The organism is Burkholderia sp. LMU1-1-1.1, assembly GCF_040675865.1.
GTDB lineage: Bacteria > Pseudomonadota > Gammaproteobacteria > Burkholderiales > Burkholderiaceae_D > Rugamonas.
Map to the genome: position 1 here is coordinate 350,777 of NZ_JBEGHG010000023.1, position 22,112 is coordinate 372,888.

General features: G+C 65.2%; 15 protein-coding genes. 2 read left to right on the plus strand and 13 right to left on the minus strand.

Annotation, left to right across the window (positions count from 1 at the left end; genetic code table 11):
* The gene (locus tag MRBLMU1_RS19945; RefSeq protein ID WP_363504632.1) at nt 1–684 is read left to right on the plus strand and encodes a Bax inhibitor-1/YccA family protein; all 684 of its coding nucleotides are present in this window, start codon (nt 1–3) and stop codon (nt 682–684) included.
* Between the two features lie 138 nt (nt 685–822).
* Here the strand turns inward: MRBLMU1_RS19945 and pbpC are convergent, their stop codons facing one another.
* The 11 genes from pbpC to MRBLMU1_RS20000 all read right to left on the minus strand — a co-directional run bounded on the left by pbpC (nt 823) and on the right by MRBLMU1_RS20000 (nt 19,264).
* Complete coding sequence (pbpC, locus tag MRBLMU1_RS19950; protein WP_363504635.1) at nt 823–2,949, minus strand: penicillin-binding protein 1C; 2,127 nt, start codon at nt 2,947–2,949, stop codon at nt 823–825.
* Nucleotides 2,946–8,708, minus strand: coding sequence for an alpha-2-macroglobulin family protein (locus MRBLMU1_RS19955; RefSeq protein ID WP_363504638.1), 5,763 nt, complete (start codon nt 8,706–8,708; stop codon nt 2,946–2,948). The genes pbpC and MRBLMU1_RS19955 overlap by 4 nt, the downstream gene beginning before the upstream one ends.
* A gap of 110 nt (nt 8,709–8,818) precedes the next feature.
* Nucleotides 8,819–10,156, minus strand: coding sequence for a 23S rRNA (uracil(1939)-C(5))-methyltransferase RlmD (rlmD, locus tag MRBLMU1_RS19960; RefSeq protein WP_363504641.1), 1,338 nt, complete (start codon nt 10,154–10,156; stop codon nt 8,819–8,821).
* 99 nt (nt 10,157–10,255) lie between these two features.
* Nucleotides 10,256–11,278, minus strand: coding sequence for an RNA polymerase sigma factor RpoS (rpoS, locus tag MRBLMU1_RS19965; protein WP_363504644.1), 1,023 nt, complete (start codon nt 11,276–11,278; stop codon nt 10,256–10,258).
* Between the two features lie 7 nt (nt 11,279–11,285).
* Nucleotides 11,286–12,251, minus strand: coding sequence for a peptidoglycan DD-metalloendopeptidase family protein (locus tag MRBLMU1_RS19970; protein ID WP_363504647.1), 966 nt, complete (start codon nt 12,249–12,251; stop codon nt 11,286–11,288).
* Nucleotides 12,252–12,306: 55 nt separating this feature from the next.
* Nucleotides 12,307–13,182, minus strand: a complete 876-nt coding sequence (locus tag MRBLMU1_RS19975; protein ID WP_363504650.1) for a protein-L-isoaspartate(D-aspartate) O-methyltransferase — start codon at nt 13,180–13,182, stop codon at nt 12,307–12,309.
* A complete protein-coding gene (gene surE / locus MRBLMU1_RS19980; protein ID WP_363504653.1) occupies nt 13,179–13,916 on the minus strand; it encodes a 5'/3'-nucleotidase SurE in 738 nt (245 codons plus the stop codon). Before surE ends, MRBLMU1_RS19975 begins: the two co-directional genes overlap by 4 nt.
* 69 nt (nt 13,917–13,985) lie before the next feature.
* Entirely contained in the window at nt 13,986–15,965 is a 1,980-nt protein-coding gene (locus MRBLMU1_RS19985) for a KGGVGR-motif variant AAA ATPase (protein ID WP_414646095.1), read from the minus strand.
* A 9-nt stretch (nt 15,966–15,974) separates the two neighbouring features.
* Nucleotides 15,975–16,580 (minus strand): toll/interleukin-1 receptor domain-containing protein, encoded by a 606-nt coding sequence (locus tag MRBLMU1_RS19990; protein ID WP_363504659.1) that lies wholly within the window; start codon nt 16,578–16,580, stop codon nt 15,975–15,977.
* Between the two features lie 409 nt (nt 16,581–16,989).
* Nucleotides 16,990–19,026, minus strand: a complete 2,037-nt coding sequence (locus tag MRBLMU1_RS19995; protein WP_363504662.1) for an ATP-dependent DNA helicase — start codon at nt 19,024–19,026, stop codon at nt 16,990–16,992.
* A gap of 37 nt (nt 19,027–19,063) precedes the next feature.
* A complete protein-coding gene (locus MRBLMU1_RS20000; protein ID WP_008450659.1) occupies nt 19,064–19,264 on the minus strand; it encodes a YdcH family protein in 201 nt (66 codons plus the stop codon).
* Between the two features lie 159 nt (nt 19,265–19,423).
* Here MRBLMU1_RS20000 and MRBLMU1_RS20005 point away from each other — a divergent pair, with 159 nt between their 5' ends.
* Nucleotides 19,424–20,197: a PP2C family protein-serine/threonine phosphatase gene (locus MRBLMU1_RS20005; RefSeq protein WP_363504666.1), complete on the plus strand. Its 774-nt coding sequence runs from the start codon at nt 19,424–19,426 to the stop codon at nt 20,195–20,197.
* A 32-nt stretch (nt 20,198–20,229) separates the two neighbouring features.
* Here the strand turns inward: MRBLMU1_RS20005 and MRBLMU1_RS20010 are convergent, their stop codons facing one another.
* Both MRBLMU1_RS20010 and zapE read right to left on the minus strand, forming a co-directional pair.
* A complete protein-coding gene (locus MRBLMU1_RS20010) occupies nt 20,230–20,934 on the minus strand; it encodes a hypothetical protein (RefSeq protein WP_363504669.1) in 705 nt (234 codons plus the stop codon).
* 16 nt (nt 20,935–20,950) lie between these two features.
* Nucleotides 20,951–22,048: a cell division protein ZapE gene (gene zapE / locus MRBLMU1_RS20015; protein ID WP_363504672.1), complete on the minus strand. Its 1,098-nt coding sequence runs from the start codon at nt 22,046–22,048 to the stop codon at nt 20,951–20,953.
* Nucleotides 22,049–22,112: the final 64 nt, after the last annotated feature.

Here is a 22,112-nt window from a genome sequence, read left to right on the forward strand (position 1 = left end):
ATGATTAATATGGAAAAAACTTACGATCTGTCGGCAGGCAGTCGTCGTGCCGTACAGCACAACGTGCTGCGCAACACGTACTGGCTGCTCGCGTTGTCGATGATACCGACCGTGTTTGGCGCGGCGCTGGGCGTGTCCCTGCACCTGCCGCTGGGCGGCGGCCTGATGGCACTGGTGTTCCTGGCCGGCGCCTTCGGTTTCATCTGGGCGATTGAAAAGAACAAGGATTCCGGCATGGGCGTGGCCCTGCTGCTGGGCTTCACGTTCTTCATGGGTCTGATGTTGACGCCTCTGCTGTCGCGCATCCTGGGCTTCTCCAACGGCGGCTTCCTGATCATGGCGGCCTTCGGTGGCACGGCCTCGGTGTTCGCGGTGCTGGCATCGATCGCCACGGTCTCCAAGCGTGATTTCTCGGGCATGGCCACGTGGCTGTTCGCCGGTGTCATCGTGCTGATTTTGGCGTCGCTTGCCAACATCTTCCTGAACATCCCGGCACTGGGCATCGTCATCTCGGTAGTGGCGATCGCGATCTTCTCCGCGTACATCCTGTATGACGTGCAGCAGATCATCAACGGCGGCGAGACCAACTACATCAGCGCCACGCTGCGTTTGTACCTCGACGTGTACAACATCTTCACCAGCCTGTTGTCGCTGCTGGGTATCGCCGGCGGCAGCCGCGATTAAGATCGTTAGTTGGTAGCATCCAGAAAGCCGGCCTCGCGCCGGCTTTTTTATTGGTCCTGGCAGCCAGGCAAACCCGCACGGCCAATCGGGGTCGTACCCCAAGGGGTACGACCCCAAAGACGCATCGCCGGCATGTCGTTAAAACGGTGATGGGTTTGACTCGGCGTTGCCTCGCACCTGGAAGCGGCTGCTGGCGACGACCTTGTCCTCGCCATCCACCAGCGCCAGCTCATGCTGTCCCGCCACCGGATGCCAAGCGTAATCCCTGTCCGCCCCGCCCAGCGCCGTGCCGTCCAGCCGCCATCGCAGCCCTCGCCCGCCCTGCGCGTGGAAAAACACCCGCTCGATACTCTTCGGGATATCCGGATCGAGCGCGATAATCCCCGTATCGCCCGGATAGAGTATCTTCGGCGCCCTCCCAGCATCGCCGACCAGCGCGATGACCGGACTTTCGGTCCCGGCCAGGAACCACTCGCCGCGCGCCGTCTCCAGCGCCGGTTGATAGACGATCTGCTGGCGCGCCACCCCGGGCGGCGCTTTCGGCGCCCCGCTCGGCCGGCCGCGATGCAAATAGTCGACGACATCCCGCCACACCGGCGCCGCCCCCGTCACCCCGGACACATCCCACATCGGCTGGCCGTCGAAATTGCCGACCCAGACCCCGACCGTGTAGCGGTCCGTGTAACCGACACACCAGTTATCGCGCATGTCCTTGCTGGTGCCGGTTTTGACGGCGCTCCAGAAGGTCGTCGCCAGTTCGTTCTTCAGGCCGAAGGTCAGGCTGCGCGCGCCCCGATCGGCCAAGATATCGCCGACGATGAAGCTGGCGCGCTGATCGAGCACGCGGCGCGGCGCCTCTCCCGGCGCGGCGGCCAACGACAACCGCGCCGGCCCCGCCATGCCGCCATTGGCCAGCACGCGGTAGGCATTGCTCAACTCCAGCAGCGACACCTCGGCGGAACCCAACGCCAGCGAGTAGCCATAGTAATCGGCCGATTGCGTCAAGCTGCTCAGGCCCACGTCGCGCAGCCGCTCGTGGAAGCGCTCCAATCCCGTCATCACCAAGGTGCGCACCGCCGGCACGTTCAACGAACTGGCAAGGCTGGTCCTGACGCTGACATAGCCCTTGAAATCCTTGTCGTAATTCTGCGGAACGTACAGGCCGGACGGCGTGGAGATATCGATCGCCGTGTCGTCCATCAGCGAGGCGGCGGTGATCAGCTTGCGCTCGATCGCCAGCTCGTACAAAAATGGTTTCAGCGTGGACCCGGCCTGCCGCAGCGCCGCCACGCCATCGACCTCGCCGTCGCCGGCATTGCCGACATAGGCGAGGATGTCGCCGCTGGCGTTGTCGAGCACCACCACGGCGCCATCGTGGACGTTACGCCCTTGCAGCGACATCAACTGCTGGCGCAGGACGGTCTGCGCATACCGCTGCAACTCCCCGTCCAGGGTGCTGCGGACCGATTGTCCGCCACCGGTCAGCAGTTGCTGCGCGACCTGCGGCGCGGGCGGCAAATCGACAGCCAGCTGCGGACGCCCCAACGCGACCAGGATGCGCAGCTCGATATCGCTGCAAGTCGCGGGCATTTTCAACTCGCGCCCCAACGCGCAGGCGCGCTGGGAGACGATCTTGGGCGAGGCCGACGGCCCGCGCAGCAGGCTGGCGAGTATCACCGATTCGGACTGGTTCAGGCCAGAGGGCGCCTTGCCGAACAGGATGCGCGACGCCGCGCCGACGCCTTGCAGCTCGCCGCGATAGGACACCAGGTTCAGGTACGCCTCGATGATCTGCTGCTTGCTCCAGGTGGCGTCGAGCTGGCGCGCGGCCTTGATCTGATCCCACTTCTGGCCCCAGCTGCGGCCCTTTGCGCTCGGCCGCAGATCGGGATGCAGCAGCGCGGCCAATTGCATGGTGATGGTCGACGCCCCGCGCGGCCGGTCACGGAACAGGTTATCCCAGGCCGCCTTGGCGGCGGCGCTCCAGTCGACGCCATCGTGTTGATAGAAGCGCTGGTCCTCCGCCTGCAAAATCGCCCCCGGCAGCGCGGGAGAGATGTCCTTCAACTCCACCCAGGGCAGCCGGCGCACCGCCATGTCGATGCGCAGCGACTGCACCGGCTCGCCGTGGCGGTCCAGCAGCGCCGCCTCGGACGAGCGGTAGCCGGCGCGCACCTGTTCCGGTGTCGGCACCTCCTGCGCCTGCGGACCGGCGGCGTGGGCGGCGCCGGCCAGCGCCAGCATGACAAACAAGATCGATCTCATTTCACCCTCAACGGCGCGTTAGGCGACTCGCCGAACATCTCCGGGCTGTACATCGCTTCGACGCGGGTCGGCGGCAGATTGAACTGGCCCGCGTTATTCAGCCGCACCGTGTACTCGACGCTCCACTTGCCTTTCGGTACGAACTGATAGAACGAATGGAAGCCCTCGAACGTGCGCTCCTCGAACGCCGGTTCGACCCAGCCGGTGCGGCGGTTGCCCGCGTCCAGCAGCGCCGAATCGCGGCCCAATCCCGAGCCGAGCACCGTGGCGCTGGCCGGGATCGGATCGTCCACCACCACCCAGGTCATGTCCGATTGCGCCTCCAGATCCAGCCGCACCCGATAGACATCGCCGCGCGACCACACGCCCTTGACCGCCTGCTCGACCGGCGTGATGGTCTTGGCGATCTTGTAGCCGCTCGACAGCGGCGCCTTGAGCGGCAACGCCGCGATGGTCTGCAAGGTCACCCACGGCTTGCCGGCGCCGGCGTGATCCAGTTCCAGGTTGCCGCTGCCGCCGCGCGGCCACGGCAGCATGGCTTTGCCGCCGCTGGCGTCGCCGCCGAAGGCGATGCTCTTGCTGGCCTGTCCCAGGGTAGCGCTGGCGGTGCCCGTCACCTTCTGGCTCTCGAACTTTTGCGCGAAGCGGTCCAGCGCCAGCACGCCCCAGGCATTGGCCACCGTCGTGCCCCAGCGGCCGGCGCGTTGCCGTCCCAGCGCGCCGCGCGCCAGCCGGCCCATGTCGTCGCGCCAGGCGGGATTGTCGGCCATCGCCAGCAGCAGCCGGTTGGCGTTGCTGTCGGCGGACGCCATCAGCCACCACCAATCGTCGGTGCGTTCGGTCGAAAAGCCCATCGTCGTGCCCTGGAGGTTCAGGCGCGAACGCAAAATCTGCTCCGCACTGGCCAGCCGCTGGACGCGCTGCGGCAGCTTGTCCGAGCGCCGCAGGATCAGATACCAGTCGATGACGGCCGACGTGGGCCACAGATTCGGCGCGATCGTGAACGATTCGAGCTCGCTGGCGTTGATGCCGTTGGAGCGCGACAGCGCCTCCAGCGCGGCGATCTTGCGCACCGCCAGATCGGCCGTCGGCAGGGCCGACTGCAGCACCACTTTGCCCTGCACGAAGGCCAGCAAGCCGGACTCCATGCGCGCTTTCAGCTCCGGCGGGATGTCGTAGCCGGCTTCGTCGGAAGCGGACAGCACATAGGCGGTCAGGCTATCGCTGCCCGACTGCATGCTCGCGAAATACTTGACGAGGCCATTCGCATCCAAGTGCGCGGGCAAGATCTCCAGCGCCGACTGCCACATGGAAGGATCGTGCAGCGCGATCGCGCGCGACGCCACCTGCTCGAAGCAGCGGTAAGGATAGGCGGCCATGTAGTCGCGCACACCCGGCATATCGCCGCCCAGGGTGGTGGCGAATTGCGTCTGCACGCCGCCACGGCCCGGCAAGGCGTCCTCCGGCAGCTTGACCGGGATGCTCTGCTTGCGCTCCAGCTGGAGCAGGGTCGCCTGCGTGGTACGCAGCGGCACCGCCGCCACGACTTTCTGCTTGACCTTCAAGCGGTCGCGCGAGGCCGGAGCATCATCTACGCCAGCAATGCTTGCGCTGACGTCCCACGCCAGCGACGAGGCGCCCAGCGGCACCTCATAATCCCAGCCCACTTCCCGCGCCTCCCCGGCCTCCAGCGCCACCTGCTGCCGCGCCAGCGCCTTGCCGGCGGCGCTCGCGCCCAGCGTGACCTTGACGGCGGCATCGGTCGTATTGCGCAAGGTGAAACCGGCGCGGAAGCGGTCGCCCTCGCGCACCACCGCCGGCAGGCCGGATAGCAGGATCAGATCCTGCGAGCTGCGCACCTCCGTGCGGCCGGTGCCGAACAAATCGGCCTGCGCGTTGGCGATGGCGACGATGCGGAAAGCCGTCAGCGAATCGTTGATCGGCACCTCCACCGAGGCTTCGCCGTTGGCGTCGAGCGTCACGCGCGCCTTCCAGAACAGCAGCGTGTCGAACAGTTCCCTGCCGCCGCCCTTGCCGCCGCCGCCGCCGCCGTGCGGCACGGCCTTGCGGCCGAAGTGGCGCTTGCCGACCACCTGCATCTGCGCGGTCGCGGTCTGCACCTGCAGGCTGCGCTGCTGCATCATCGTCTCCAGCAGGTCCCAGCTGGCGTTCGGCATCAACTCCAGCAGGCCGACATCGACCGCCGCCAGCGCCACCTCGGCGCCGGCCGGCGGCGCCGAACCATCGGCGCGCGTCACCTTGACCTTGACACTGGCCTTGTCGCGCACCTTGTAGACCTGCTTGTCGGCAGTCACCTGCACCTTCAGCTCATTGGCGGACCAGCCCACGCGCAGCGGCGCGATCCCCAGCTTGTAGGCCGGCTTGCCCAAATCGACCAGCGCGGTCGGCTGCACGCTCGCCACGCGGCCGCGCACCACCAGCGCCGACACGTAGACGTTGGGCGCGTAAGCCTTCTTGACCGGGATCGTGAACACCGGCTCGCTCGCGGTCAGCGGCCGCACATACGTGTCGATCACGCCTTCGCGCTCCACCGTCACCAGCGCGGTCGCCTCGCGGAACGGCATGCGCACCTGGAAGCTGGCGGTGTCGCCCGGTTCGTAACGCTTCTTCTCCGGCAGCAGGTCGATGCGGTCGTTGTCGGTGGCGCTGAACCACCAGTCGTCGCCGTCGGCCACCCACATTTCGCGGTGGGTCATGGCCACATGCTGTCCGCCGTCGCGGGTTTGCGCGCGCAGGATCAGGTTGCCCGAGGCGGGCGCCTTGACCTGGCAAATCAGCAGCCCCTTGGTGTCGGTCCGGCCTTCGCAGGCGGCGCCCATGGCTTTGACTTCGCTGCTGTTCTCGTAGGCGTAAAAGCCGCCGATCAAGCGCCGCCGGTGCGCGTACGACTGCCGCTGGAAGAAGTCCACCGACACCGGCGCGTCGGCCACCGGCTTGCCCTGCAGGTCGAGCACCACCACCTGGAACTTGAGCGCGTCCTTGCTCATCACCCAGCCGTCGGGCTGGATGCCGATCACGTAGTTCGACGGCCACAGGGGAATGCGGGTGGCCACCGACAAGGTCTCGCCGTTGGCGTCCTGATAGGACATCTCCGCCATCAGCTCGTGCGGAACCGTGACGGCGGGCAGCTGGTCGAGCGTGACGCGGGTGCCGCCGGCCTTGTCCAAGGTCAGATTGCGCGTCTTGAAGCCGGTGGCGGCGCCTTCGGTGGCATCCTCGCCGCCGTCGACGAAGACGCCCTCGTCCTCATCGAAGGCGCCCGACTGGCGCTCCACGCCGAGCTTGACGTCGCCGCTGCTGAAGGTGAAGTTCTCGTAATCCTCGAAGCCGACCTGCTTGTCCTGCACCACCGTGCGCAGTTGCACCGGCGCCCCGCCGGCGCCACCGCCGGACAGGTAGCTCAGTTGCACGTCCAGGTCGACCGACGTGGCCTGCACCGCCGGCGCCTTCGGTCCTTGCAGCAGGGCCTTCATGGTCGGCACGCGGAACTGCTCGACCCGGAAGCGCCCGGCCACGCGGCCGCCCAGCATCACCTGATACCAGCCCTGCTTGGCGTCGGCCGGAATCGCCCAGTCGTTGGCGGCGGTGGCGTTGGCGCTCCAGGCGATCGGCAACTCGTAGCGCTGCTCGCTGCCCTCGTGGACCAGGAAAATGCTCGACGGCTGCGCCTTGCGCTGCTCGGCCGTCAGCTGGTTGGTGTCGTAGGCGGGCCGCTGCTTGCGCGGCGCGTCGTTCGCGCCGACCAGCGCGATCCCCTGCTCCACGTGGCGGCGCAGGAAGTGCTTCATGTGCACCGTCTCGCCGGCGCGCAGCAAGGTGCGGTCGAATACCGTGGCGGCGATGACGTTGTCTGCCCCCTCACCTTCGGTCGGCAGGTTGAAGCGCCAGTTCTCGATGCCGCGATCCCAATCGGACAAGGTAAACGTCATGTCGCCGCCGCTGCGCGCGCTGACAAAGAAGCCGCCGCGCGGCTCGCACGCGCTCTCGGCCAGCTCCTGCGCAATGCGCGCGACGCCGTCGCCGTTGGTGACGCCCTGCCACACCTGCTTGCCGGCGCAGTCGCGCACGGACACCTGCGCCTGTGCCACCGGCTTGCCCTTGTCGAGCGACGTCACCCACACCAGCGACGACTGCGCGCCGCGCTTGAAGTGCGCCACCAGATTGGTCACCAGCGCGGCCGAACTGACGTAGGCCGTTTCGCGCTTGCCGGACAAGGCCGCGCCCAGTTTCGGGCTGGCCAGCTCGACCACGTAAAAGCCCGGCTTGCGCAGCGGGATGCCGACCACCTCGAACGCTTGCCGGCCGCCCGGCTTGGGCATGGTGAAGCGCTGGGTCGCGGCGGCTCCACCGCCGGCCAGCAGCGGCTTGTACAACGCCTCGCCACCCAGTTCATTCGGCTGCCAGCTGCCGCGATAACTCATGCGCTTGAGCCAGTCGATGATCTGCTGGTCCTGCTGCTCCTGCGTGCCGGCGTCGTTGACCCGCAGGGACGCGCCTTCGATCGCGGTTTTCAGCCCGGCCACGTTGGCCTCGATATTCCGCACGGTGACCGGCAGCAGGCGGTCGCCTTTGGATTCGATGATGCCGAAGCGCGCCGGGAACTTGACCAGCGGCGGCTGCGCGGCGGTCTGCACCGCCATCGGGAAGCGCCGCTGATTGATCAACGGCCGGCCGGCGTCGTCCTTCAGCGAGGGCGGCAGCGACAGCAGCAATTTGGCGTTTTCCGGGAACGGTCCCGGAATGGTCAGGTGCGCCACATCCTCCGCCTTGGCATCGTATTTTTCCAGTTTCGGCTTGAAGACTTTGCCGTTGGGCGCCGTCACCCTGACCGCCATCGCATCGGCCGTGCGCACCGGTGCGGAGAACTGCAATCGCAGCGGCAGGAACGGAATGCAGCCGCCCTTGACGGCCAGCCTTTCGCAACTCAGTTTGGCAGTGAAGTCCGGCCGCGTCTTGAATGCCAGCGTTTGCGCCTGGCCGGTGACGATGCCGCTGTCGGCGGCGATGCCGGCGCCCCAGACCAGCGCCACGTTGGCCTCCGCCGGCAAAGGCCGCTGGCATTGCAGCACCACGATCGGCAGCTTCTCGATCCGGTTGCTGCGCACCGTCGTCGTGGCGCGCCACACCACGCCGCGCGCCTTGAAGTACAGCGACAGATAGCGGTTGGCGAAGTCCTTGCGCAGATCGAGTATCTTCTGGCGCTCGGCGCCGGCGAGGATGCGCACGCCGATTTTTTCGTGCACGCCGTCGGCGCGGCACCAGGCGTTGGCGGCGATGGTGGCGTCGCTGGCGGGGGCGTCGAGACCGAGCACGAAGATCTGCTGCTCGTCGATGCGGTTGCTGCCTTCATACGGCAGCGATTCGACGATGGCCGGGCCGCCGGTGTCGAAGCCGAAGGCGCGTTCGCCGGCCAGCGGCTTGCCGCTCAGGTCCTTGACGTCGCTCCTGGCGGTGAAGCGGCAGGCCACGCCGGCCGGCAGGTCCCTGTCGAAATCGTAGCTCCAGTTTTGGCCGTCGATCCAGCGTCCCTTACCCTGCTCGGGGCAGTCGACGGTGAAGGGGTCGGCCAGGCGCATGTCGCCCAGCGGAACCATGGGCGCGCTGAAGCGCGCCACCACCTGGCGCACGCCTTTGACGGTGCCGGTGGGCGAAAACGAGGTGATGGTGGTTTGGGCGAAAACGGCGAGCGGCAGGCCGCAGAACGCGGCGAGGCCGATGAGACGGGACAGAAGGCGCATGCCAACTCCGGATGCTATGTGGGTCAGTCCAGTGTTGCAAACGCCTGCGGCAAAGTCAATAACATTACAAAATAAACATTACGATACAAAGCTCATTACCGTCCCGGCAATCACCCCAGATTGAACACCGCCATCGATTCCACGTGCGAGGTGTGCGGGAACATGTTGACCACGCCCGCCTTGTCGAGCACGTAGCCGGCGTTGACCAGGATGCCGGCGTCGCGCGCCAGGGTCGACGGGCTGCAAGACACATACACGATCCGCTTCGGCAGCAGGTCCGCGCGCGTTGCGCTCAACGCCACCAACGCCTCGCTCAGCGCCATGGCGCCATCGCGCGGCGGGTCGATCAGCATGCGGTCAAACTTGCCGAGCGCGATCAGATCGTCGGCCGTCACCTCGAACAGGTTGCGCGTGTAGAACGTGGTCTTGTCCGACAGCCCGTTGGCCTTGGCGTTGTCCAGCGCCCGCTCCGACAACGTGGTGCTGCCCTCGATGCCGACCACCTCGCGCGCCTGCGTCGCCAGCGGCAAGGTGAAGTTGCCCAGGCCGCAGAACAGATCGGCGACGCGGTCTTGCGGCTGCACTTCCAGCAGGCGCAGCGCCTTACCCACCAGCACGCGGTTGATGTAGTGGTTGACCTGCGTGAAGTCGACCGGCTTGAACGGCATCTTGATGCCGAATTCCGGCAGCAGGTAATGCAGGTCGTGGTCCAGCGGGTAGAATGGCGCGGCCGTCTCCGGCCCTTTGGTCTGCAGCCAGAATTGGATCGTGTGCAGGTCGGCGAAGGCTTTCAATTTAACCTCGTCGTCCTTGGTCAGCGGCGCCATGATGCGCAGCACCAGCGCGGTGACTCCCTCGCCGATCGCCACTTCGATTTGCGGCACCTGGTCGTACAAGGACAGCGAGCCGATCAGTGCGCGCAGCGGCAGCAGCAGGTCCGACACGTGGCGCGGCAGGATCTCGCAACTGTCGATATCGGCCACGAACACCGACTTCTTCTCGTGGAAGCCGACCAGCACCGTGCCCTTCTTGACCACGTGGCGCACCGACAGCCGCGCACGGTAGCGGTAGCCCCAGGTCGGGCCGTACATCGGCCGCATCACCGTCAGCGGCTTGACCTTGCCGATGTGGCGCAGGTTGTCCTCCAGCACGCGCTGCTTGATGGCCACCTGCGCGGTCGGCTCCAGATGCTGCATCGAGCAGCCGCCGCAGTAGTCGAAATGCTTGCACTTGGGCGTGACCCGCATCGGCGACTCGCGATGCAGCGCGGTCATGCGCGCCATTTCCCAGTTCTTCTTCTTTTTAAAGGTGTAAAAGCTGACCTTTTCCCCCGGCAGCGCGCCCTCGACAAACACCACCTTGCCCTGCGAGCCGTCTTCATTGTGCAAATGGCCGACGCCACGGGCGTCCATGTCGAGCGATTTGATGTCGAGGATAATATCTTGCATAAAATTTAATTTTAAAGAAAGAATGGCTGGCGCCGGGCGCCCGGTCAAGCGGGGGCCGGGGGCATGCCGGGGCCAGTATGATAGCAGAAGGCGGAGTGGCTAAAGCAGGGAGTCGCGCACCACGCCGCGCGCGGCCATGGCCCGTTTGAGTTTGACCAGCGCCTCCTGCTGGATCTGGCGCACGCGCTCGCGGGTGACGCCCATTTCCTCGGCCAGGGTTTCCAGGGTGGCCGGGTCATCGTTGTCGAGGCCGAAACGGCGCATGATGACGATGCGTTGCTTGTCGGGCAGCTTGGTGAGCCAGTCGCGCATCAGCACCGTCATTTCGTGGTGCTCGGCGCGGGCATCGGGACTGTCTTCGCTGTCGCCGGGCAGCATGTCCATCAGCGACGACTGGGGATCGTTGTCGAGCGGGGCGTCGAGCGAGGTGGCGTGCTCGGACAGCGCCAGGATGTCCTGCACCTCCTCCACCGGGCGGCCGACCAGCTCGGCGATGTCCTCGGCGGTGGCGTCCTTGCCGTTGTGGTGCTGGGCTTCCAGATGGTATTTGCCGCGCAGGATTTGATTCAGTTCGCGCACCATGTGCACCGGCAGGCGCACCGTGCGGGCCTGGTTCATGATGGCGCGCTCGATGCTCTGGCGTATCCACCAGGTGGCATAGGTCGAAAAGCGGAAACCGCGCTCGGGCTCGAACTTGTCGATCGCGCGCATCAGGCCGATGTTGCCCTCCTCGATCATGTCGAGCAGCACCACGCCACGGTTGATGTAGTGCTTGGCGATGGAGACCACGAGCCGCAGATTGTGCTCGATCATGGTCTGGCGGGCGCTGAAGTCGCCGGCCTTGGCCAGGGTGGCGTAATGCACCTCCTGCGGCGCCGTCAGCAACGGCCGGGTGCCGATCTGGTTCAGGTAGTGCTGGGTGGTGTCGGTCGACAGTTCGGCCGCCAGCACCTTTTTCAGTTCGTCGACCTCGAGCACCGCCGGCGCTCCGGGCAGGTGCCCGCCGTCCTCCGCGCCGTCCGCACCGTCAATGGCGTCGATGACTACATCATCGTTCGACTCGTCCTGGAAATCTTCCGGGGCCGAGTCGTCATCCATTGGGTCGTGCGGCGTATGTTTCATGGCTCAGCTAGCGGTTAGGCAGGAATTTGGACGGGTCCACCGGTTTGCCTTGCTGCCTGATCTCAAAGTGCAGCTTGACGGAGTCGGCGTCCGAATCGCCCATCTCGGCAATCATTTGTCCCTTGGTCACGCTCTGGCCTTCCTTGACCACGATGGTACGGTTATGGGCGTAGGCCGACAACAAGCTATTACTGTGCTTCACAATAACGAGATTACCATAACCACGGATGCCGCTACCGGCATACATGACTTTTCCGGCGCCGGCCGCCACGACATGCTGGCCGGCCTTGCCGGCGATGTCGACGCCCTTGTTCTTGCCCTCGTCGAAGGTGGCGATGACCTTGCCCTCGGACGGCCACATCCAGCTCAGTTTCTCATCGTCGGCGGCGGACGCAGCTGCCGCCGGGGCCGCGGGCGCGGCCGGCGGACGCGCCACCGGCGGCGCGGCGGGTGCCGCCGGCGTGGCCGGGGCCGCCGCGCCGTTGGCCGCGACCTCCTTGCCATTGTCGGCGCGTTGCAGCTCGGCCAAGGTGGCGTCGGTGTACGGACGCTTCTCGCCTTTCGGACCGGTCTTCTTGACCACCGGCGCCGGCGGCGGCGTCTTGTCGCTCGGCGGCATGACGACGGCGGCCGTCTCCACGCCACTGCCGTTGCCGGCGGCGTCAGGCGGCAACACGCGCAGCACCTGGTCGACCTTGATGTCGTTCGGGTTGGCCAGATTGTTCCAAGCCACCAGATCGCGGTAGTTCTGGCCGTATTCGAGCGCGATGCGGATCAAGGTATCGCCCTTTTTGACCGTGTACAGGCCGCGCTCGTCGCGCGACGCTTGCGCCGATTCGCTCGGCGTGGCGGATTTCACTGGCGGGGTCGACACCGGACGGTCGATCACCGGGGCCTGGTTCGGGGTGGTGCTGCAGGCGCTCAGGAAAGCGAGCACCAAGCTCAATACGAGCACATTACTTTTAGTTGTCATTCTCATCTTAAATTTCAGTTTGATGCGTACGAGCGCAATGCGGACAGGTGGACGATCACACCGTGCCCGGACGCAACGGGACGAAATGGCAATCTTCCAGCGTTTCGCTGGTCCATTCCTTCTTGCCGATGCGTGTAATCAGTTCCAGACGCTGCGCGCGGGCGCCGACCGGCGCCACCAGCCGGCCACCGATGGCCAGCTGTTCGAGCAAGGCTTGCGGCACCTCCAAACCGGCCGCGGCCAGGATAATGCCATCGAACGGCGCCGCTTGCGGCAGGCCAAGCATACCATCTCCGTAATGCAAGCGTAGATTCGGCACACGCAGGGGCCGCAAATTGTGCTTGGCGAGCTCATGCAGAGGCTTGATGCGCTCGATAGAATAAACCTCTTGCGCCACTCTTGCCAACACCGCCGCCTGGTAGCCGCAGCCGGTGCCGATCTCGAGCACCCGTTTAAGCTGGCCGCCGTTGCGCATCACCTCGATCATGCGGGCGACGATATAGGGCTGGGAAATGGTCTGCTGGTGGCCGATCGGCAGCGAGGCGTCGATGTAGGCCTGGGAGGCCAGCGCCTCCTCCATGAACATGTGGCGCGGCACGCTTTCCAGCGCGCCGAGCACGACGTTGTCCTTGACGCCCTGCCTGGCCACCCGCTGCACCATGGCGCGGCGCACCGCGTCCGACACCAGCGGGTTCTGGCGCGGGGCCGGCGCCACCACCGGCTGGGCCCGCTCCATCGCGTAACTGTGGGCCTTGGACGGCACCGCCACCGGGCGCGGCCCCGGATAACCGTGCTGCGGCGGCACGTGGCGGGCCGCGTTCTGGGTCGCCGTCTGCGGCGTGGCCACCGGCGCGAACAGGGTGGTCTTTTTCGCGCCCTTGTCCACTACCGACGACAGCGGCAGCGGAAAGGTACGGGGTTTGTCGCTCATGCCAGGCCCTTTTCCAGTGCCGCGAGTTGCGTTTTATGGGTCAGATCGACCTGCAGCGGCGTGATCGAGGTGCGGCCGTTGGCGCAGGCAAAAAAGTCGGTGCCCTCGCCGGCGTCCCTGGTCGCGCCGGGCGGACCGATCCAGAAAATTTCCCTGCCGCGCGGATCTTGCGACCGGATCACCGGTTCCGACTGGTGGCGCTTGCCCAGCCGGGTGGCGACCACCTGGGTCAGTTGCGCGTAGGGCCGGTTGGGGATGTTGACGTTGAGCAGATACGGGCGCGGCAGGGTTTCATAATAGCGCTCGATGATGTCGCGCGCGTGACGGGCGGCGTCATCGATATGCTCCCAGCCGAACGCGCCCTGGGAAAAGGCAATGGCGGGGATGCCGAACAGATAGGCCTCGGTGGCGGCCGCCACGGTGCCGGAATACAGCGTGTCGTCGCCCATGTTGGGGCCGTTGTTGATGCCGGAGACGACCAGGTCGGGCCGGTAGTCGAGTACGCCGGTAAGCGCCACGTGCACGCAATCGGTCGGCGTACCATTAACAAAATAGAAACCATTGGCGGCCCGCTGCACCGACAGCGGCCGGTCCAGCGACAGCGAATTGGACGAGCCGGACCGGTTGCTGTCCGGCGCCACGACGACGATGTCGGCGATGGGCGCCAGCGCGTCGGCCAGGGCGTTGATGCCCGGGGCCAGGTAACCGTCGTCATTACTGATCAGGATTCTCATACAGAGATTTTACCTGAAGCAACGCCCGGACTGCGCGCCCGGACCGGGTCGCAACCAGATAAATTTACGCTAACGCGACGCTGGCCGGCCGCTGGCGAGCTGCTCGTCGAGCGTCAACAGGTCGTCGCCGGGGCGCGGGCGCGGGCTGTTGACGGACAAGGGCGCGCGTGGGTGTGGCGCCAACCCCAGCGCGTCGTCGTAGTCGTCCATCGCCGCGTCCTGGTGCAATTCGCGCACCGGCGCGCAGTCGTCCCGCCCCGCCCCCGGCGACGAACCGGGCTCCGCGCCGTAGCGGCCCGGTTGCGCGTGGCCGAGCAACTCCAGCGTCTTGCGGGTGTCCGCGTGATCCGGTCCCAGCCGGCGCAGCTGCGCCTGCAGGACCTTGTCGAACAGCACGCGGGCGGCCTCCTGCTCGTTCTGCGCCAGCAGGGTGCAGGCCAGCGCGGTCTTGCTGCGCAAGGTGTCGGCGTGCTCGGCGCCCAGCAAGCGCTTGCGCTTGGCCAGCACCTGCTCCTGCTCGCGCCGGGCCTGGTCGATGTCGCCGCGCTGGAACAACAGGTCGGCGCGGGCCGCCTTGCAGGACAGGGTCAGCAGATGCTCGGAGCCGAGCATGCGCAGGTAGGCGTCCAGCACGCCGTCCTGGATGCCCAGCGCCTCGGCGCCCTTGCCCTGCTCGGCCAAGGTGGCGGCCAGGTTGGCGCGCGCGGCGAGCGTGTCGAGGTGCTCCGGCCCCAGCAGGCGCTCGCGCGCCTCGACGACGCACTCCTCCAGGAACTGCGCCTCGTCCAGCCGCCCCTGCTGGCGCAGCACACCGGCCAGGTTGCTCTTGCTGATCAGCGTGTCGACATGGTCTTCGCCCATGCCCCGCTGTCGCAACGTCAGGCTTTCCTCCAGACAGGCCAGCGCCTGGCGCAGCCTGCCTTCGCGGCGATACAGCTCGCCCAGCAGGTTGAGGTCGCGCGCCAGCGGCTGCGACAAGGCGCGCGCGCCGCCCTCGCCCAGCGCCTGGCGCGCCTCCTCGATGGCCGACAGCAGATGGATCTCGCGGCTGGACTGCCACGGGAAATAACCGGGCCCGAGCCAGTCGAGGAAAGCCTCGAAGGTGCGCGTCAGCGAAAAGCGGTCGCCGCCCTGGTCCATCCGCACCGCCAGTTGCTCGCCGTAGGCGAAGGTGCGGGTCTGCTGTAGCTGGACCTCGTCGAAATAGCTGTCCAGCGACACTTGCTGCATGCCATAGCAATCGCGCATCAGCCGCTCGAAGATGGGCTGGTAGCCCACTATATTATGCTGCGGGTCGCCGCGCCGCCATTGGGCCCGCTGGGTGCTGTCGCCCATTTCGATGCGCGACGGCAGCGGGTAGACGACCAGCGGCCGTTGTTCGTCCTCGTGGCTGCGCCGGTACGCCGTGGCGCGGGTAACCAACGCCTGCACTCCTTCCAGGCTTTGGCGGTTGGGCGTGAACACCACCACCAGTTTGCGCGGCAGCAAGGTGGTGCAGATGCCGGCGGTGTCGGTGCGGCCGGTGCGCGAATCGACCAGCACGTAACGGAAGTGGCGCGCCAGCTTGTCGGCGAAGCAACGGAACAGCGCCGGGCAGCGGTCGAACAGCTCGTCCCAGTGCATGGCGGCCAGCCGCTCGCCGTAGCTGTCGTCGAAACGGCCGGCGCGCATCAGATATAGCTGGCTGCTCTGGTCGACCCGGCTGACGTACTGCTCCCATCCCACCGCGGCCAGCACCTCGTGCGCCAGTTCCTCGTCGTCGAGCACGTCGGCCCCCTTGCGGCGCCGATGCAGCTGCTCCCGGCAGGCTTCGAACAATTCGAGCACGCCCGCTCGCTCCTCGCTGTGCTCGAAGTAGTGATGCAGGCCGGGCGCTTCCATGTCCCAATCGATCATCAATACCGGGGTGGTCGCGTTTTGCTGTCTTGCCAACAACACCGCCAGATTGGACAAGGCCATCGTGCGCCCCGTCCCACCCTTGTAAGAATAGAAAGTAACCACTTCGCCGTTGGCTGTGAGCGGTGGCAAAGACAATGATGTGGTTTCCATAACAAACCTTTAGCGAGGGAAGTGGGGAGGAGGGATGGCGCGCCACTCGGCCGGAATGTCCGGCATGACAAAACGGCCACAGTCATGCTCGGGCGGCGTGCAGTGTTTCAGGTAGTGGTAGTGCTCGGCGATGCGGAGGACGATCTTTTCTATATCGGGTAGAAAATCCGGGTTGGTCTTCAAGTCGCCGCTCGCCAGCGTGTACCGCGAAAAATCGACGTACATGCCCGGCCCGGAAATCTGCGGCGGCAACCCCGACGGGTGCCGCGTCATGATGACCGGGATGATCAGGTGGCTGGGCAGCGTGTACCATTTCTTACGCTCGTTCTCAATTAGTTGCATCGCTGCAAACTCACGCCGGGTGTAGGCGTGGGCTTCGTACTTCGGTGTATAAATAACAATCATGCAAACGCTTTCACACATCGCCCTGGCAATTTTCTCGTCCAGGTCGTCGCCTCCGCCGAGTTGCTCACTGTCGACAAACAATTCGTTTTCGTTGTCGAAGTGGGGTTCCAGATAACATTTCAGAGCATCAATCAAATCGTTTTTGAATTTGCTCATGTATGCATGCTGGCCGTGTGCATAGCTGAAAAAACAGCCGTGGCGGATAGTCATGGCCTCCTCCGATCCTGCTCCTTAGGGGAGCAGCGCTTACCAACTCTAACAACCCGCTCATCGGTCACTTTGCGCCAACGCAAACGAGTGCGATATGAAACTTAGTCGCGTCCGCTCCGATAGCTGTGCGCCCCCGGAGATAGTTTTAGGCAAGCAAACACCCGCCATCTTGCCCGGACAATTAGCCATAAAGCCAAATTTTGGCTAAAACACGCTAATTTTTGGCACGATTTCCACGAAAAATGCTCGCCCACGGTCTAAACTCGAGCGACATAGGCTGGGTGATAAAAAGGAAGTGCCGGGTGGGGTTATTGCAATAGGCAAGCTCAGGACGAGTCTTGCCAGGCATGCGGGAGCGGCCCGGCGCGCGTGGCGGAACCGCCTCGCGCGGGAAATGACATACTAAAAGTTACTGATCCGGACGTTTGTTCTGGAAGAACGCCACCGCGTCCGCCTGTTCGCGGGTGCGTTTGAAGGACGGCAGACTCTGCCAAATCCGCTTGCCGTAGGGCTTGGAAATGACGCGCGGGTCGCACAACATCAGCACGCCGCGATCGCCTTCGTCACGGATCAGGCGGCCGGCGCCCTGCTTCAAATTGATGATCGCTTCCGGCAAGGTATGGTGCATGAAGCCGTTCTTGCCCTGCTTTTCCATGACCTCGATGCGCGCCGCCAGCACAGGATCGTCCGGCGGCGCGAACGGCAGCTTGTCGATAATCACCAAGGACAGCGCGTCGCCGCGCACGTCGACGCCTTCCCAGAAACTCTGGCTGCCGATGAGCACGCCATTTCCCGCCTTGCGGAACTGGTCCAACAACTCGGTGCGGCCCTTGTCACCCTGGATGAACAGCGGATACGGTAGGCCGCGCTTCTCGAATTCGTCGCGCAGGCGCTCGGCGGCGCGCTTCACGGCGCGCAAAGTCGTGCACAAAAGGAAAGTTTTCCCGCCCGCCGCCTCGATCACCGGCAGCGCCAGATCCAGCACCGCATCGGTATAACCGATGGAATTCGGGTCGGGCAAACCTTGCGGCACATATAAAAGGCCTTGCTCTTCGTAATTAAACGGACTCGGCCAAGTCTTCGATGGCTCGTCCGTCAGCCCCATTTGCTCGGAAAAATGGCTGAAATCATTCTTCACCGCCAAGGTCGCCGACGTGAAAATCCAGCTGCGCGGCACGCCTTCGCGCTGGCCGTTGAAGATCGGCGCGATCGACAAAGGCGTTTTATGCAGCTGCAGGGAGGACGCGTAGGCCTCGACCCAGAACACCGCCTCCTCGCCTTTTTCGACGCGCGCCTTCGGATCGAATTTCCAAGAAGCCAATTTTTGCGCCAGTTCGATGCCGCGCTGGCGGCACTGTTCCAGGGTTTCGGCGCGGGCCGCTTGCGTCTCGAGCACGGCCAGCATGCCGTCCAACTCGTCCTTCAGCGTCTGCAAGGCCGGGAAAAAGTCGCTCGATGGCGCGATCTGCGGCAGCGACAGGCGCACGATATCTTGTGGGAATGTCAACCGGAGGTCGCGCGCGGCCTTCTCCACCACCGTGACGACCTTGCCCCAATCGGCGCCGTCGCGCGCGTTCGACAAGCCCTCGGCCAGCACGTCGCGGCACAATTCCAGGATCTGCGAAGTCGAAAAGGTATCGCCGAAGAACAAGGTGGCGGTGTCGGGCAGCTGGTGCGCCTCATCGAAAATGATGGTATTGGCCGACGGCAGCAGCTCGGCGATGCCGGAATCCTTGAGCGCGACGTCGGCGAAGAACAGGTGGTGGTTGACCACGACCACGTCGGCCTGCTGCGCTTCCTTGCGCGCCTTCATGACGAAACAGTCCTGGTAATACTGGCACTCGGCGCCCATGCAATTGTCGCGCGTGGACGTCACCAGGTTCCAGATCAGCGCGTTTTCCGGCACGCGCGCGAGCTCGGCCTTGTCGCCGGAGCTGGTCATTTTCAGGAAACGCGAAATCTCGCGCAGGTGGCCGACGTCGTCGCGCGAGGTCATGCGGCCGTTCTGCAAGGTGCGTTCCAGGTGATAATGGCAGACGTAATTCGAGCGGCCCTTGAGCAGCGCGACCGACACCGGCGCCTGCAACGCGGCGCGCACGGTCGGGATATCGCGCAGGAACAGCTGGTCCTGCAAGTTCTTGGTGCCGGTCGAGACGATCGTCTTGCCGCCCCACAGCAGCGCCGGCACCAGGTAGGCGAAGGTCTTGCCCGTGCCCGTGCCCGCCTCGGCGATCAAGGTGGTCTGGCTGGCAATCGCGGCCGCGACCGCCTTGGCCATTTCCGTCTGCGAGCGGCGCGGCTTGAAGTCGCCAACAGCCGGACCCAACGGTCCGCCGGCGCCGAACAGGCGCTCGACCTCGGAATCGTATTTGCCGGGGGGCAGGTCTGGGGTCGCGCCGACGACGGCGGGAGTGGCGTCGGCGGGCGTTGGGAGGTGTTCGGTCAAAATATACTTAGTTGAGGCGGAAGCTGAAGCCGGGACGTTAAGCCGGCACGTCCGGCACTAATTGCATTTTCAGCAAGGTGATGTGGTCTTTCAGCTGCAGCTTGCGCTTTTTCAGGCGACGCAGTTGCAGCTGATCGTGGTGTCCGTCCAGGGTGAGCATATCGATCACCGCGTCCAGATCGCGGTGTTCGACGTCGAGTTCGATCAGACGACGCTGGATATCTTGTACATCAGTCATATTTCTAGGTCTCTACCCACACAAAAAGTTTCGCCGAAACAACACACGCATTGCAAACAAACTGCGACACGGTGCATAGTTTAATCTACGGCGGCCCCGCCGCCAACACAATGATCAATATCGCCGCTCACCCGCCGTTCAGGATACAGTGTCAACCATATGAGCGCCTATAAAATAGAAGCCGGCACAGCCCAGCATATCGGCAACCGGCCGCAGCAAAACGATCGCGTGGCCCTGTTCACGTCGCCGAACGCGCCCGGCTACGTGCTGGCGGTGCTGGCCGACGGCAACCACAGCGCCATCGGCTCGGACCAGGCGCTGCTGACGGGCAGGCATATGTTCGATGAGTTCCGCGTCGGCGACGTGCCCAGCCTTCCCCGACTGAAGGAGTTGCTCGCCGCGATAGTGCTGGAAGCCCATCAAGTCATCAAGATGAACCCGATCGCCGCCAGCGCCGAACCGCACAGCGCGCTCGCCATGCTGGTGCTCACCCCGGCCGGTCAAGCGGTCTGGGCGCATGTGGGCGAAACGCGCGTGTACCGTTTTAGCGGCGAAACCAGCGTCGCGCGCAGCAACGACGACGCGTACATCGAGCATCTGGTGCAGAACGACAAGGTGCCGCCCGCGGCGGCGAAGAAGCATCGCAACTCCAAGCTGCTCAGCAACATGCTGGGGAACAGTTTCAAGGCGCCGTTCGTGACGCTGGGCACGCATGAAGGTTTGCAGCCGGGCGATTCTTTTTTGCTGTGTTCGGACGGATTGTGGCAGTGGTTCACCGACCAGGAACTGGCGGCGGCGGTGGCCCGCAACACGCCGCGCCAGGCGGCGGAACGGTTGATCGGCAAGGCCGCCGAGCGCGCGCAGGGCAAGGGCGACAATTGCACAATGGCGATCATCAAGTTGGTGGCGCCCGCCCCGCCCGCCAACCGTTGAAACACCGGTAAGCCGGGGCGGCGCTCCCCTTACTACTTCTTCGCGGCGGCGGCGGCTGCCGCTGCCGCCGCCGCGGCCTTCTTCTTCTCGGCCGCGACCTTGGCGGCCACCTTGCGCTCGGTCTCCGCCACCCGCTTGGCGACTTCGGCCTGACGCCGCTCGGCGTCGATCTTCTTCTGCTCGAAGCGGGCCACGTTGGCGGCGCGCTTGTCGGCGTCGGCCGCCGTCGCGGCCGCCTCGCGTTTCATTTTGGCGGCATGGTCGGCCTCGCGCTCGGCCACGCGCCTGCCCTTGGGCGGCGTGGGCGCGGGCATGTTCTCCACGTCCTTGACCGGCTTGGGCGGCAAGGCCTCGCGCCGGGCCAGCTCTTCCTCGTCCTTGCGCACGCGCTCGGCCAGGTCGGCATCGCGGCGCGCCACCGAATCGGCGCGCTTGAAATGCTCTGCTTCGACCTCCAGCACGCGCAGGTTGGCCAGCGCGGCGCGGCGCTGTTCCTTGGCCTTGTCCAGGCAGTTATTGACGAAGAATTTTTCGTTGCACACCGCCTCGCGGGCCGCGTACTCGGCGTTGACGGCGTCGCGTTCCCTGGCCACTTTGGCCAGGGTGGCGTCGGCCTCCTCCACCGAATGCGATGGCGGCGCCACCGACGTCGCCTCCTGCGCCGAGGCCACGGCCGCCACGGCGGCCAGCACGGCGATGGCGATCATGTCGCCCAGCGGTTTCAAACTTGCTCTCATATTTTTTCCCGTTACCTCAGGCCAGCGAACCGGCTGCGGCCCGCTGTTCTTTATCCATGTACTCGCGCGACTGCATCTCGACGATGCGCGACACCGTGCGGTGAAATTCGTTGGCCAAGGTGCCGGTGGTGTACAACTCCTCCGGCTCGACCTCGGCCGACATCAGCAACTTCACGCCCTGGTCGTAGAAAACATCGATCAGCCACGTGAAGCGGCGCGCCTCCGACGACATCGACGCCGACATCATCGGAATCCCGGACAATATCACGGTATGGAAGCGGCTGGCGATTTCCAGGTAGTCGTTCTGCGAGCGCGGCCCGCCGCACAAGGTGTGGAAATCGAACCAGATGATGGAGCCGGCGCGGCGCAGGGCGCGGATCTCGCGCGCCTCGATGCGCACCACCGGGTCCTCGTCGGCCGTCTCGGCGATGCTGGTGTAAGCGTCGCGCAACTTCCGGTCGGTCTCGGCGTTGATCGGCGTGTAGTAGGAATCGACCTGCTCCAGCGCGCGGCCGCGATAGTCGATGCCGGCGTCGATGTTCATCACATCGAGCTTCTCGTACAGCAATTCGATGGTCGGCAGGATGCGGTCGCGGTGCAGGCCGTCCGGGTACAGCAGTTTCGGATCGTAGTTCGACGTCATGATGAAGGACACGCCGTTGTCGAACAGCGCCTTCAGCAGGTTGTACATGATCATCGCGTCGGCCACGTCGGAGATGTGGAATTCGTCGAAGCAGATCAAACGGTATTTCTTGGCGATGCGCTTGGCTACCTCGTCGAGCGGATTGGCGACGCCGGTCAGCTCGTCCAACTGGCGATGCACGCCGCGCATGAACTCGTGGAAGTGCAGGCGGGTCTTGCGCACCAGCGGCACCACCGAATAGAAGCTATCCATCAGGAACGACTTGCCGCGCCCCACCCCTCCCCACATGTAGACGCCCTTCGGCACCTCGGGACGGTTGATCAGGCGCTTGAACGTGCTCGAGCGCTGGCCCTTGTACGCGACCCATTCGTCGTAGCATTGCTGCAGACGGTCGACGGCGCGGCGCTGTGCCGCGTCGGCCTTGAAATTGCGCTGTTCCAGCGCTTGCTGATAAAACTCTTCGACGTTCATGTGTTCGATTCTGTATGGGCGGCGCAAACAAAAACGGGCGGACCGCAGTCCGCCCGCAGTCCGC